The organism is uncultured Veillonella sp. (assembly GCF_963543145.1).
Taxonomy (GTDB): Bacteria; Bacillota; Negativicutes; order Veillonellales; family Veillonellaceae; genus Veillonella.
Genome location: NZ_CAUTZP010000007.1, coordinates 72,907 through 88,243, shown reverse-complemented (window position 1 = coordinate 88,243; position 15,337 = coordinate 72,907). Strand labels below are relative to the sequence as shown.

General features: G+C 36.3%; 11 protein-coding genes. 1 reads left to right on the top strand and 10 read right to left on the bottom strand.

Annotation, left to right across the window (positions count from 1 at the left end; genetic code table 11):
• Positions 1-34 precede the first annotated feature (34 nt).
• The 10 genes from RWZ05_RS04760 to RWZ05_RS04715 all read right to left on the bottom strand — a co-directional run bounded on the left by RWZ05_RS04760 (position 35) and on the right by RWZ05_RS04715 (position 13,370).
• Positions 35-1,165 carry an O-antigen ligase family protein gene (locus RWZ05_RS04760; RefSeq protein ID WP_314642646.1) on the bottom strand — a complete coding sequence of 377 codons (1,131 nt, stop codon included), beginning with the start codon at positions 1,163-1,165 and terminating at the stop codon, positions 35-37.
• Between the two features lie 154 nt (positions 1,166-1,319).
• Complete coding sequence (locus tag RWZ05_RS04755) at positions 1,320-2,267, bottom strand: DUF535 family protein (protein ID WP_314642645.1); 948 nt, start codon at positions 2,265-2,267, stop codon at positions 1,320-1,322.
• 4 nt (positions 2,268-2,271) lie between these two features.
• The gene (locus tag RWZ05_RS04750; RefSeq protein ID WP_314642644.1) at positions 2,272-3,342 is read right to left on the bottom strand and encodes a glycosyltransferase family 4 protein; all 1,071 of its coding nucleotides are present in this window, start codon (positions 3,340-3,342) and stop codon (positions 2,272-2,274) included.
• A 70-nt stretch (positions 3,343-3,412) separates the two neighbouring features.
• A complete protein-coding gene (locus tag RWZ05_RS04745; protein ID WP_314642643.1) occupies positions 3,413-5,437 on the bottom strand; it encodes an LTA synthase family protein in 2,025 nt (674 codons plus the stop codon).
• 65 nt (positions 5,438-5,502) lie between these two features.
• Positions 5,503-6,258 (bottom strand): glycosyltransferase family 2 protein, encoded by a 756-nt coding sequence (locus RWZ05_RS04740; RefSeq protein ID WP_314642642.1) that lies wholly within the window; start codon positions 6,256-6,258, stop codon positions 5,503-5,505.
• A 58-nt stretch (positions 6,259-6,316) separates the two neighbouring features.
• Positions 6,317-7,312 carry a glycosyltransferase family 2 protein gene (locus RWZ05_RS04735; protein WP_314642641.1) on the bottom strand — a complete coding sequence of 332 codons (996 nt, stop codon included), beginning with the start codon at positions 7,310-7,312 and terminating at the stop codon, positions 6,317-6,319.
• A gap of 2 nt (positions 7,313-7,314) precedes the next feature.
• A complete protein-coding gene (locus RWZ05_RS04730; RefSeq protein WP_314642640.1) occupies positions 7,315-8,988 on the bottom strand; it encodes a PIG-L family deacetylase in 1,674 nt (557 codons plus the stop codon).
• A 44-nt stretch (positions 8,989-9,032) separates the two neighbouring features.
• Positions 9,033-11,063, bottom strand: coding sequence for a sulfatase-like hydrolase/transferase (locus tag RWZ05_RS04725; RefSeq protein ID WP_314642639.1), 2,031 nt, complete (start codon positions 11,061-11,063; stop codon positions 9,033-9,035).
• A gap of 313 nt (positions 11,064-11,376) precedes the next feature.
• Positions 11,377-12,372 carry a transcriptional regulator gene (locus RWZ05_RS04720; protein ID WP_314642638.1) on the bottom strand — a complete coding sequence of 332 codons (996 nt, stop codon included), beginning with the start codon at positions 12,370-12,372 and terminating at the stop codon, positions 11,377-11,379.
• Positions 12,373-12,770: 398 nt separating this feature from the next.
• The gene (locus tag RWZ05_RS04715; protein ID WP_314642636.1) at positions 12,771-13,370 is read right to left on the bottom strand and encodes a class I SAM-dependent methyltransferase; all 600 of its coding nucleotides are present in this window, start codon (positions 13,368-13,370) and stop codon (positions 12,771-12,773) included.
• Positions 13,371-13,869: 499 nt separating this feature from the next.
• Between RWZ05_RS04715 and RWZ05_RS04710 the strand changes: the two genes are divergently transcribed.
• Entirely contained in the window at positions 13,870-15,228 is a 1,359-nt protein-coding gene (locus RWZ05_RS04710; protein WP_314642632.1) for a hemolysin family protein, read from the top strand.
• Positions 15,229-15,337: the final 109 nt, after the last annotated feature.

Here is a 15,337-nt window from a genome sequence, read left to right as displayed (position 1 = left end):
TATAAAAACCAATTAAATAGTACGTAAACACTTCCTAAACGACTTTGTCATTCTCATTTATTTTCAATTGAATCATAATACCCATAATAATCCAAAATATGCGAATTCCAGATGAATTTCCCCACGTATAGTCAATAGATCCAAATAAGAATAAGTAACTAATAAAACCTACAAGTATTGATAAGTCATAAGGGTTTCTTGTTTTAATATAATTTTTCAGAGATTTACAGATTACAAAAATTGAGAATCCTAAGAAACCAATGAGCCCTAATAAGCCAGATTCAGAAGTTATTTGTAATAGATTATTATGGGAATGCCCTAAATCTTGAGTTTCTTCTTTTAATTTATAGTGTTCTCGATATGTTTTTTGCCATAAACCAGGACCAACTCCTGTTACAGGATGGTCCATAATCATCTGTTTATCTGCTTCCCATACATAGATACGGCCCAGATTTGAACCATCTGTGCTTATATTAAAAGTGCTTTCAAAACGAGCTATATAGGCTTGATTACTGGTAAATGCATATCCTATACCTACAATGGCTACAAGGAGTACCAATAAATAGCGAATATTATCAAAGCAATAGCGCAATGTTATAAGTACACCGTTAATACCATTAAATAACCAAGAACCTCGACTTTGGTTTCCCCACATTCCCAATAACATACCAAATAAAGAAAATACAGCTGATTTTCTTACATACGAAGGAAATCTTGTATCATAGGTGGCAATTAAAGCTAATGGAAAAGCTAATGTCAACAACATAGCCAATCCCATCATAGAGCCGTTGATAACACCACCTGCACGACCTCCTGGGCCTAAATTATATCCCCATAGATATTGTGCAAAGGCAGATAAAGCATCAATACCCATATATACGAAGAATACCGTTAATAAGGCATATAACTTACGAGAACTTTTAATACATAACAGGATTGGTACGATGACTAATACCTTCCAAACCCAAATATTAAAAAAATATTTGGTAGTTATCTCTATATCAGTACTGATTAATGCAGACGGCAATACGCATAGTAGCATGCCTAAATAGGCCCATCCATATTGACGTATCAATTTTGGCACGGAGATTTCATGCCGTCTATACCAACAAGTTAAAATGGTCATCAATATAATGATGCCATATAGTAAATTCCCCAATGCCATGGATGACCTTGTTGTACATATCATGATTGAAATGAGTACTGTCAGTACCATTTCTGAATTCTTAAGTATCCACGATTGCATACTAACCCCTTTATCCCTAAATAGTTACAATCTAATTTTCATTATATTAACAACTCTTTTACTTTATAGATATCTATTTTACTCGTAATAATGGTTTTACATGGTCTTGAATTTCTTGTTCATATTGATCGAGTAAATCGTAGCGTTTACGATATTGACTACGTTTTTGTGACTTAATTTCCTCGATTGGTTTACGGTATTCCTCCAATGGAATTTTGAAGAACCGTTCATCGCTACAAACTACACCACCAGATTCCTCCCATAATGGATCTAGCTCTGCAACTTTAGCACGATGACCGCGAACTAAGTGTGTATTAGCATAAAAACCTTCATCGGATACAGCATAGATAGATTCTACCTTACAAATGGCTGCTATATGACGCAAAAGGAACATAATAAAGTTTTTTGGTCGATAACCAAACATTTTCTTAGTAACTGTTTTAGCATTATCAAGGCCATCTTTATAACCTTGAACAGTTCCTATCCACATGGCAGGCTCCCCATTAAAACCTTTACCAAAGCGGAAGTTAGCATGATATACACCTTGTTTTCCCAATGTTAGTAACAAGGTCAAAAAACCTTCTTTTCGTTGACCTGGTCCGTAGTATAAGCGAGCTACCATGTCAAGGTCTTCTGACTCCCATACTATATAGCCACGATTCATACGGCTTACGTCATCATAAAAATTATCTGGATCTACAGAGTACATTTCACGAATAGCATCATCGGTAAATACAGTTTTTAAATAATCAAAATGATTAATAATAGCCTCTAATCGTTCCTGTGGAGTTGAGCTTTTAAACAAAAAATATCTTGTCATCAACTCAAATAAACCTACTTGACGGTCTAATAAGGTTGGGTCAGACGTGTAGTTTGCAAAATAGTTCTCCAGTGCCTCTATTTCTCGTTTATTTCGTATGGAGCGCATTGTATGAAGAAAAGTACGACGTGTCTCCCTCCAACTATGTTTGCCATATATCTTTCGGCCTTTCTCCCATTGATTTTGTATATACTGTAACACCTTATCACCTCAAATTACGAACTATCTTATCTATAGAATCAACCATCTTAGCAATAGTGAAAGTAGACTCCACACGTGTATACCCCTGTTCAATTATTGATGTTCGAAGCGCATCATTATTCATAAGGCCTTGAATAGCCTCAGAAATAGATTCACTATTAATCGTATCTATAAGAATACCAGATACACCATTTTCAATAATTTCTGCTTGTGCCCCAGATATGCTTGTTATAACTGGAACTTTACAATACATAGCCTCACATAATACGAGACCAAAGGCCTCCTGCACCTTAGAAGGTGCTACTAAACAATGGATAGAACGATACCATTGATTCATATCCTTTTGAAAGCCCACATACTGCACATATTCTGCCATCTGATGTTGATTGATATACCAATTCATTCGTTCAATATCATTAGGCTTACCATCACCACATATAACTAAACGAATATCTTTCGTGTTAGTATGAATCAATCTAATGGCATCTAACAACTCAAAGATTCCTTTATTCTCAATAATGCGTCCTGCATAACCAACGATAAATGGTTTATTGGAAATACTGCTATTACTGTCAGAAAGCACCGGAAAACGATGTGTATTAATGCCATTATAAACAAGATAATACTTACTAGCTATGCTTGGAATAATTTGAGCATCATACACCTTTTTGGAAACGCATATAAAAGCATCTACTTCGGACTGTATCCAACGATGATACATATCGGTTTTCGCTTTTACCACATTGTGTTTATAAAATACAAGTTTAGCCCCTGTTAAACGCTTTAAAGCTATACATAATAAAATATATTTACCAGAGTGACATTGAATAACGGTGATATTCTGTTCTTTTATTTGACTAGCAATAGATAAAATCGATGTAAATCCTTTACAGGAATAAAGATTCCCTGTTAAAACCTCTGCTACTTGCTCAAATCGTTCTTGCAATTCATGATTAGAAGCATCAACTAAAACAAAAGAGGGTATATGTCGTCTATGTAGTTCGTCGCACATATCATATACATATTGCTCTCCGCCGCCCCAAACTTTGGCGCCTACTACGTTCAGTATCGACATAGATACCCTCCTTTAAATATTTACTATAGTTAACTATATATAGTTAATCATATATAAAATTATTTTTCATCTATTTTTTAGAAAACAATGTCTTTTCATGATTTATGAACCACATGGTCAACAATGTCCAATCCCGTGCATCACTTGCATGATTATCTATAGGTCGTATTGGTTCTACCGGTTTATACGTTGGTGTATTACTTTCACCATAATCCATACGAACATCGCCCATCATATGAGGCGTAATCCACTGATATGGTGTAACTAATGTATCTGGCTGTTCATCAAACAAAGACGGTACGATGGAATAATATTCGAAACCCTTTGGTGCAATAGCTTCAATAATGGTAGGCATGAGGCTCATATGCGTGCCAATTGGCGCCGTAATCGTATCTTTAGTGAAAGTAGGATGCTGCAACAATCCTACGGTACAGAATGTGTCGCGCAAGGTATAGTCTCGTTGAATTAATGATGTATTATTCAAAGAGCCAAATAGATTAGAATGGTCACCGGTGACAACAAATAAACTATCGGGAAAAGCCTCTTTCATCGCATTGACAAAGTTAAAAATCGCCTTATCACTATAGCGATAGGTAGCCAATTCTTTATTTCGTCTCTTATTGGATTTTAAATCATCCCCAAGATGTGGCATAACCTTCTCAGGATCATAATCTAGTAAAGAGTCCTCCATTTTATAAGGACCATGATTAGATGTGGTGTAAATAAAGTGGAATGTAGGATGTTCTAATAATTTAATTTTCTCTTCGATGTGTTCTAAAAATACATGGTCATAAACGCCTACCCAAGTCTTAGGTGCATCGGGGCCACAAAAAATAGAAGCGCTTTCTACGCGGTCAAATCCTTGAGCCTTACCAAAGTGATTAAAGTTACCATACGATGCATTGCCGCCATACCAGTAAATCGTATCATAACCTAAACGCTTCATTTGAGATGCCAAAGAAGTCGGCAATGGCTCATGCCAGAAGGCTTCCCGTTCATTGATTTCCATACCCGCATCATAAACGCCAGATAACAGACTCACAATAGATGGGCGAGATACATTACCGGCAGGCAAAAAATTAGGTACTTGCACCGTGTGAGGATTATCTTTAAAATCCCATAAACCAGGGCATATATTGAGATTTTTATAAGGTTCATCAAGAGACCACTGAGGGATACTTTCACCAACAATAAAGAAAATATGCTGTGGTTTATCAATACGAGGACCTGATGCAACGCGCTTGAATGAATGAAGCGGTGTACTCAAATCCTGCCAAGTATCTTTATATTCCTTAGGAACAATACGGTGAATTGCATCATCAATGTCCTCAGCAGATGCCGTATATTCATCACGAAGTGGATTTTTTAACACCGTTTCTAAGGCACATAAATCTGGCACCGTTGCACGAGCAAAGAATATATCCTCTTTTACTACTGTAGGAATCGTATCCCACTCAGGTTTATCATCATGAGATAATGTTCCACCATAGCGGAACCAATAAAACCCCAAAACAGAGGCTACTATAAGCCCTATATTCCAAGCCACAGTAGGCCAAGTTCCTTCAATAGTTGGATATGGTATAGATGGCAATGATAAAAAGAAATTTCCCATGTACCAGGATATAAATGCAATAGGAATCAATCCTAGGATGACAAGCATTCCTCGATCTTGATTAAAGAATACATCAATTAAATTATGTTTTTCCGCATGATTTCCATAATGAATCATATAGTTATACGTATCATGGAAATGCTTGTAGAAAATCATTTTGCCTGCAAAGGCTACATATAATACGCAGGAATAAATGGTTAATCCTACCAATCGTACCGTATCTTCTATTTGATGATACCCATCAAATAATAATGCAGGGAGCGTCACAAATACTAAGGGTATTAAAAAGACATAAGCATCAAAATCCATGCCCCACCAGAAGCCGTAACGCAATGAACCCAGTACAGATTTCCAGCGACCCTTCCATGTAGGGTAAGGATTATACACAATCATGAATATGATTCGAAAGATAGTGCTCAATATAGGAGCCCAAAGCATTAGTTTTATATTTTGTTGTAAGGATAGAAAAAATTGTTCACTCATTATGCTTCCATATCTACTTCAAGAACAATAATTCCCCATAGTAATTTACAATACTAAATTACTAATTATAATTGCCCATTAGATTTGTTTAAATAATATAATTTTACGTATTTTGTCATGGTGTACATCATATGATAGATAGACAATAGAAAACCTATTTTCCCATCTAATATGCCACCTTGCAAAATATATATCTTAAAAAATGCCCATGTTGGACGCAATATAATATCCCCAAAAAAGCTACAAGACTTCCCTTGTTCCTTGTATTTGTTAGCTGCTGCCGTCGTATACTTATTAAACTTCTCAAAGAATTGATGCCAGTTATCATACGTATAGTGATACAATTTTCCCTCTAATGTATCTTGTGGATAGGGACTGATAAAAGTTTCATGAACAGCACCTTCTACAGTTGCTCCCTCTCGAGGCATCAATCGTAACACCTTATCAGGTCTTACCACACCATGGGTTGCCTGATTGTGATGAAATAGATTATATCTATGTAACCAATAAGCTTTCGGTTCACCTTGGATAGCTCGTTGAATAGACTTTGCTAATTCTGGTGATACACGCTCATCAGAATCGACAAATAGAATCCATTCACTCTGGGCTTGTGAAATACCAAAACATCGTTGTTGTGACCAGTCTCCATTTAAAGGATGCGGTATAACCTTTGCACCCAGTCCAGTAGCAAGTGATACTGTTTGATCTGTACTACCATCATCGATGACTAAAATTTCATCAGCAAATTGAATACTATTAATACAATCTACAATATGTTGTTCTTCATTGCGCGCTAAGATAATAGCCGTAATTGATGACATAAGTTTCCTCGGTATTCATATAATTTCAATCCAGATATAAAATTAATTACTTATTCAATCATAAAGATCTCTTGATTCGTTCTAATCCAAACATCATATGTCCATACAGTTTTGATATAAATGGAGCATGGAGTGCACCGTATAATAACACTTGATATTTGGCACCAATGGAAGGCATATCAGAAGACTGTTCCTCTTGTTTCAAGTATTCTAGCATATGTTTTACCTGTTTTTCTTGTAGTTCTGGTTTTGCTAGGTTAAAACCAATTCCCCCAACGGCACTGCGAATAGCTCTATGACGACAGTATCGGACAAAGTCTGTCATGCCTAATTCTTCAGCCAATGGTTGACGATATAAATAGGAACAAAATAATCCATATTTACTCTTTGCACTCCAATTACTTGTAATTGAATTTTCATTATCACAATTATAAAAGTAAAGGGGTTTTTGTAAATAGTATACAGACGAAAGATTTTTAAATACTAACGGCATAATCATAAGATCCTCAAAATCTGTATTTTCTTTTAATCGAATTTCTTTCCACGCATTCGCTTTAAAAAATTTATTGCATAAATAATTTGGAATTTTATCCTCAATCAATGCGGTATATACACTTTTTATATCTATAAAATACCGTTCATCCATATGTCGTGGAGTTATCTTACCATTTTCTACAACAGCGATATCAAAAACAACTACATCTACTTGTTTATCATTAATTATTGATAAGCAATCTTCTATCATAGATGGTGCTACATAATCATCACCATCTACAAAGGCGATATAATCTCCTTTTACAATAGCCAATCCATCATTACGAGTTTTACTGACCCCCATATTATATTCATGGTGTATAACAATAATTCTATGATCCTTTGCAGCATAGTCATCACAAATACGCCCACTTGCATCAGGTGATCCATCTTCAATTAAGATAATTTGTAAATTGCTATACGTTTGATTCTGTAAACTCTCAATACATTTACCAATATAATCTTCTACTTTATACACAGGAATAACAATTGATACTAATGGTCTATTCTGATTCTCCATAATTATATACCTCCTTGTTTATATACCTGTGCCGCTTTATATCCCTGTTTATATTTCGATTTAACCCTTATATAAGCCAATTTATCTTGTAATTGATTCCATTTTAAAGAACACCAATCCTTAATGCTGCCCTTACGAATCGTAGCCTCACAAAAGACTAATCTATCACTAGACTCTAATCGTATTTGTAATGGACTAGTACTTAACTCTCGCTCAATCGTACTCTGTAATGCAAGAACATCTACATATTTACCATTAATTAGCCACCTATAAGAATCTTCTCGTATTGTTTTACCATATGTAGTCATATCTTTTCTGAGACTTTCAATATAAGGTGTAATCATTGGAATTTTTTCACCAGGATATACAATCCAATCATACATAAAGTGATTATCTGATAATATATGACAATAATCATACACATCATTGACAGTACTATACAATTCTATTTCAGATAACCCTAAACATTGTTTATCAATATATATATCAATCCACTCTAATAATAATGGTTCATCGAAAACATAAGATATACCTTTTCCCATGTGAGCAATCTCATCTAATATAATTTGTTTACCATTACTCATTTCAATACGAATTGAACAATAGCTATTTGTATTTTGCACATTTCCAAATAATTGAATTACCTGTATAACTGTATTCTTCTTAAATGCAATATGAGCTTTACGTTCTATATCATCTATTGTTGGTATCCACATATAATCCTTAGTATTATATGTATTTGATTTCACATTTTCTGTATTAAAACGCATGAAATCATTTAGATGTGTAGCCTCGCCAGAAGATACAGTTATTACTGCATTTAATGATAAATTATCTGTTCTTCGTCTCCAAAATACTTGATCCCCATTTATAAGGCGTGAACCCCTTTTATATCCTTCTTGACTCATATGAGCTGCCATTGCCTTAAATATAGGATTAGTAACTAATGCACCTGCCCGACAATCATAAGAAACAGGAATTCGGAGTCGATGTATCCAAGATAATGTAGGATTTCCCGTACTAAAGTCATTAGATGGCACTGCTTTTTTATTAATTACAGTAGATAATAAATGATTACTATAATAATCATCTATTGTTTCATAACCCGTTGCATAAGCAAAACCTTTTAAAAGTTGAGGTCTAAACTGAGTATGTTTTATAATCCACTCTATCGCACTTGCGACTGTAAATGTACATAATCTATGATCTACATGGGTATCGTAATCGGTGGCAATAATTGTATCTGGTTTAAAGTGCAGTATAACATCAATTAAAGATTGGATAATACCAGACCAAGAATAAGGTTGAACCTCATTCATAACAAGGCTAGCAAAATCAAAACCATAGGTTTTATCATGATTAGCATGGCTAGTGATAATTGCCAATTTATTCTGTATAACTTCATGACCTATAAAATCGCCAAATCCTAAGAAAATAATATTCTCTTTAGGTAATCCAATTTCTTTAGCCATTTGATATGTCTCATTACATCGCACATCAAAAGTATATTCATAATCACCATTTGTAAGAAAAACTACATATACCTCTAACCCTTCTTGTATCGCCCCATATATAGTGGCACCAGCCATATTAATCTCGTCATCTTCGTGAGGAACAATAAACATAACTGAATTACCATGAAAGAATTGTTCATAAGAAAAACTAGATATATTCATAAATAGAAAAGCTCCCGATTACTAATTCTATATATTATTTACAATTACTGTATAACATCCCCGTGCTTGATCCGCCATGCCGCAAGTTCCCGCATATTTTTAATCATATCCCCATAGGATTGAGGCATGCTCGCACTTTGTTCTAAAACTTTTCCGTTTTTATCTAGATATAGTCTATGGTTAAAAACAAATTCCTCTTGTGTAAATAGGCTTGGCACCATAGCTTCATAGGTTTGACCAGGTCGTCCCACAAGTTCTGCTAAGGTAGGAATGATTTGAATGCTCATACCAAAGGCGTTTGGAGCGAGCCAGTCTTTATGGATGCCGCGACCGTAGAAGATAATGGGAATCGTAGACGCCACATTAGGTCCTACTTCACGAGCAAAGTTAAATCGTTCGCTATGGTCACCAGTGATGACAAAGAGCGCAGAAGGATCTGCTTTTTCTTCTCTAGCAATATATTCACCCATCACATGGTCTGCATACCAAATATGTCCCATTTCGTTCAATTGCTTTTCATCATCGGAAATGGAATCAGGTACATGACCTTTTACCTTACTCGCATCAAAGCCTTCCTTCGCTACATTGATGCTATACGGCGGATGATTAGAGGTGGTCATGATGACATTGAGGATTTTTTCCCCTCTATGTTGATCCATGTACGCAGAAATCGCTTTAAACATATCCTTATCAGCTACGCCCCACGCATTACTTTCATCACTTGGCATTTCAGATGCATCGTGGAATTCATCGAATCCTTGAGATAGAGCAAAGTTCTTAACATTTTGCCATGTACTAAAGCCACCGTACCAGAATACAGTTTTGTAGCCTAGCTTTTTCATAACAGGACCAATGCCCAAACCGTACGGTTGTTTGAAGCTTTCACCTTCGTAGTTAGGATATAGCCCTGTATCAGGCATACCAGTGAGTAAACCGTTGATAGCCGGCATCGTCCCCGTACCTTGAGCGAGGGCTAGCTGAGTGCTCATCGCTTGAGGACTAGCGGCGTATTTACGACCTTGCTCAACGAGGTACGCGCCAGGTTCGTTATATTCAGCGAGGAATGGCCATAAACCATACGATTCACCGAGTACGATATTGATGGATTGTGGTTGCTCTGCTAGTCGTTCTGTTGTAATGGTTCTCGTGAAAGAACCATCGAAATTAGTGCCATTAAACTTACCGCCAACAGCAGTGATTTTTTCGTTTAACTCTTGAGGCGTTAAGTTAATAACCTCTAGCTCAGCCGTCCGTTTCGCAATGCTTTTAACACGATAAAGTGCTTGCACATCATCAAGAATGGTTTCGTTTAATAGATTAGAACTAAGGCGTGCCGCACTTTCCCAGTTAATGGAGTTCGTATAGCTAAAAGCGCCGCCAAATCTAAAGAATATACCTAATACGGCGATAACCACAGTCAATCCAATGCCTGTGATCCATTGCGTTTTCTTCGTCTTAGGATACCAAGTAGGACAGCTAACTTGTTCACTACCATTCAGTTGATCACTTGCACTTAGTTGATTATTGCCACTCAGTTCATTACCAATATAGTCGCTATATTTCTTTGTCCCCCACGCCAAAAATTTAACAAGGAAATAGCATAGAGCAGCGCTCAATACTATAGCCCCAACGATGTACAGCAATGCGTTATATTCGTTAATCGCCGTATTTACAATGGCGCCGATATCATCGTTTTTACCGTTGATGAGCATCGCATTATAGGAGGAATTGAATATTTTATAGAACGGAATGCGGCCTAAGAATAGGAAGGTCAACAGTATAGTCACTATGGAATAGAAGACTTGTTTAATGCGCAAGGACGGCCATTTTGGTACAAAGGTATGCACCAGCGTCCCCCCTAAAAAGCCTAGTAAACACAAAAAACCGACGGTCTTGAGACTCAATCTAAAGCCTAGCCATAAAGACGTAAGGATATTCTCCATCGTCACAGAAGCCAGTTGTGATTGAAATACTGCAAGAAACACGATTCTAAATGCAGTTAACAAAGCAGAGAAAAAGATAAATACCTTAATCTCTGTCTTTATGCCTTCAAATAATCGTTGCCATCGGTTCATTATTAACCCCTAACTGTTAAATCTTATAACCTAATTGTTACATCACATGATTCAACTATACTGTCACAAATGTAACAAAACTACATATCTATACATCCTAAATAATTATAAAAACATCGTAAATCAAGTATATAAATTACGTAATATTCTAGTAATTACATAACTATCAACTATTTTGGATATTTCTTACATTTAGGTCCCTTACATCGTTTGCATTTACCGCATCCACGGTCGATAGTCCCAGCACCTGCTGATTTCTTAAAACTAACACTCTCCATAGCCCATATATCGGCCTTGCTATCCCATACGGAAACTATCGTTTCTGCTTTTTTTCGGATCTATCCTTTTCAGACTTTTTATCCTTTTTCTTGTCTTTTTTATTATCTTTCTTTTTCTTTTCTTCTTCCTTATCCTGTTTTTCTTCCTTGCACTTCTTGTGTTTTTTCTCTTTTTTATCTTCTTTGGACTTTTTATCCTCTTTAGATTTCTTATCTTCTTTAGATTCTTTTTCGTCCTTAGATGTCTTTACGTCAAATTCATTGATCCGCGCCCATTCATCATCAACGCGTTTCAATTGCTTTTTAAGAATCTTTTCTAACTTCTTATTTGCTTTATTAGACTCTAAACCAGCTCTACCAAATAACAAAGCATTTACCGCTGTATATGGATCGATAGAAGGCATATCCTTATCATCCAATACCTTTTCTTCCTCTAATTTCTTATCTTTTTTAGAACCTTTATCTTTGTTCTTAGATGCTAAAGTTTCTTCTAAAGCATCATTATCAAAGGGATTTTCCTCGTCTAAATGATGCACTTCTAAACTTTCACCAGAACCTGTAAAAAGGCCACCCATAGAGTTCAATTCATTCAATTTAATGTGGTTCATGCCCACCGTAGAATCATGGTGCACCGGCACTTCGGACAATTGCACTTGTTCCATGGCGTACATATCGTCATTATGGCTAGCACCCTTGCCAAGATACGACGTATCGGAGATAATAATGTCCTCCTTGTCATCGCCTAGCAAATCACCAAATAAATCTTGCTCAAGAGATTCGTAGGTATGCAATAAGGACATCCGTTTTTGAACCTCTTCAATTTGGTTCCATAAATCAACAAGAGTAGATGTATAGTATAAGCGTTCCTTCACCTCTAAATAAGCTTGGTAAACGATAGCCAATTCGGACTCATTAAGGCCCTCTTCTGCGCCGATTTCTTCAATCATTTGTTGAATTTGTTGATCTCGGTCATATCGTTTAATTAAGGTTTTGCGAATGCGTTCAATCAAAACTGTATCGATGACTTCCATGCGTACCTCCTATATTCAATAGATTCATCCCTACCCGCTACTATAGCGCATACAAATCAATGTATAGAATGATAAAAAAGAATTGATTTTATAATATCTAATATATTATTATAGCAGAATTTATAGGCTTTTTCCTTAATAATATAGGTGAAAGTGCCAGAAAATTAGAATAAAAAATCTTATTCCTTAATTCCAAATTAATCCGAAGTCATATTATAAAATTGTAGGCAAATTATATGACTGTAATATCTAAAATCTGTTATATTCACAAACATAAAACCTCGATTCAAACAAATCCTTGTACTGTAAATTAGTACTATTAAAGATCATTCAAATCGAGGTTTACTATCATTCAAATCGATGTTTACTAAAGATTAATTAGATCAAGGTGTAGTTATTTAAAATAGATTTACGGAATACACGAGAATTCGCTCCTTTGCATCCTTTTCTTCAAAGAGATCGCTGCAATCGATAGATTCTTCCCGGTCGAGTCGCACATGGTTATTTAAGAAGTTTTCCACCTCTTCATTTACGTAGTAGAAAAAGAGCTTAATCTCCCGAGGATGATGGTATAAGGAATCAAAAATATTCCCTAAGACGCGCTTAATCGTATGAAGCGCAAAAGGATTAAAGAAAAAGCATCGATCTGCTTGAACTGGCAATTCATAGAGCGCCGCATCACCGTGCACAAAACTCACCCGATTGCGCGCTGCTTGGCTTTCACCATTGACTAAAGACTTTTCATATAAACGTTCATCGTATTCGATACCGATGGAATGACATCCCGTTTGGTACGCCATAAAAATGCCAACACGGCCCTTGCCACTGCCATAGTCGATAAGGGTATGTTTCTTGCGAATATGACCGCTGTTCGCTAACCGCTCTAGGACGCAGTAATCGGTGGGCTCGTACGGATGATGCTCCGTATCAGACCGACTATCGTCGCGGCCTGCTGTCTTTATTTGTAAAACCTGTTCCCATTCCTGTTCATTTATCATATGTAATTCCTATTAATATAATTATCTATCTTATATAAGCCATACTATTGGTAATGACTAGTCATATCCAATATTTTATATGTATTTACTGTTATTTACAAATAATAGTAAATTGTGTAATATAATAATAGATAAAGGAAATAAATATTTTGTAAGCATTTTAATGCATGCAAAACAAAAGAGGAGGGTGGCAGCCCTCCTCTTTTTGTGCTAGTTACCGGCCTAATATCTATCTAGCCACTTGCAAATATAATAACTTATTATACTTGCTATGATAGATACTGTGAAGGAAATAAATATTTCTAGCATTTTAATACACCCCCTTCCTGTTACCAGTCTGGGGCGGTAACACCTATAGTATATACCTAAAGTACCCTTATATATAGGGTGCTTTTATTGTATGCAAACATTTTTTGCTGCTAATATGGTATACTAAAAAATAATATTTCAATATTCTCATGTGCAGAATGATATATCATTAAAAGGAGTATTTACTTACATGGACAGTGATCTGACCTTAGATTTTATAATTATCATCGTATTAATCATCGCCAACGGCTTGTTCTCTATGACAGAGTTAGCCATCGTCAATGCGAAAAAACGCAAACTCGAAGAAATGGCAGAAGCAGGCAATGATCGTGCTAAAAAGGCCTTTGAATTGTCTGAGAACCCTAATGAAATGTTCTCTACTATTCAAATTGGTATTACCCTCGTCGGCGTTTTAACTGGTTTGTACTCTGGTGCGACCTTCTCTGGTCCTCTAGAGGACATATTGGTAGCTAATATTCCTAGCATCGAACCATACGCAGCCTCTGTGAGTTCTTTCCTCATCGTTGCAGTTATCACCTATTTATCCCTCGTTATTGGCGAGCTCGTGCCGAAACGTTTGGCCTTAAATAATCCTGAAAGCATCGCCGTAGTAGTAGCAAAGCCAATTTATTGGTTGTCTGTAGCCTTAAAGCCAATCGTTAGCTTCCTCGGCGTTTCCACAGAATTCCTTTTAAAATTACTAGGTGTTACTGTGAAAGAAGAGGCTCCTGTTACAGAGTCTGAAATCAACAAGATGCTTACCGAAGGCGTTGCCATGGGTGCTTACGAAGAAGAGGAACCAATTCTCGTAGAAAATATCTTCCACCTTGCAGATATGAACGCTGGCGACGTAATGACGCCCCGTACGCAACTCAAATGGATTGATCTTAACAGCACTGAAGACGAAATCATGGATGTCCTCAAAAATTCCAACCATTATCGCATTCCTGTCGGTACCGATTCCTTGGACGAACTCAATGGTCTCGTTACCGTATCTGATGTATTAGTTCAAATTATGTCTCGTCCTAGTGAAAGTTCCATTCAAGATATTATCAAGTCTTGTCTCAAGGAACCTGTCCTAGTGCCAGAATCCATTCCACTCATGAAGTTATTGAACGTACTTCGTACCGAAGGTGTTCACGAGTCCATTATCCTCGATGAGTATGGCGGTTTCACAGGTCTCGTAACCTTGCATGACATCATGGAAGAAATCGTAGGTCTTATGCCTTCTGGTGAAGAAGAAATCAAAGAAGAAGAAGATAAAATCATCGAACGCGATGGTGCATGGCTCGTAGACGGCCTCCTCGACATAGATGAATTTAAAGAATTCTTCCACATCGATGAAGAATTGCCAGGTGAAGAAGATGACTTGTATAAAACAATGGGTGGCCTTTTGAATCTCCTCTTTGGTCGTATTCCAAAAGAACTAGACAAGGCAAAATGGAATGGCTATACCTTTGAAGTCATCGACATGGATAATACCCGTATCGATAAAATCCTTGTTACCTATGAAAAACCTATAGTAGAACAAGAAGAAGAAAAAAATTAAGATACACATGTATAACAAGAGTGAGTTCTCTAAGGAGGACTCACTTTTTATATGAACATTTAAGTTCATAACCTAGTTCATATATAGACTTTTAACTAAATACCATCAA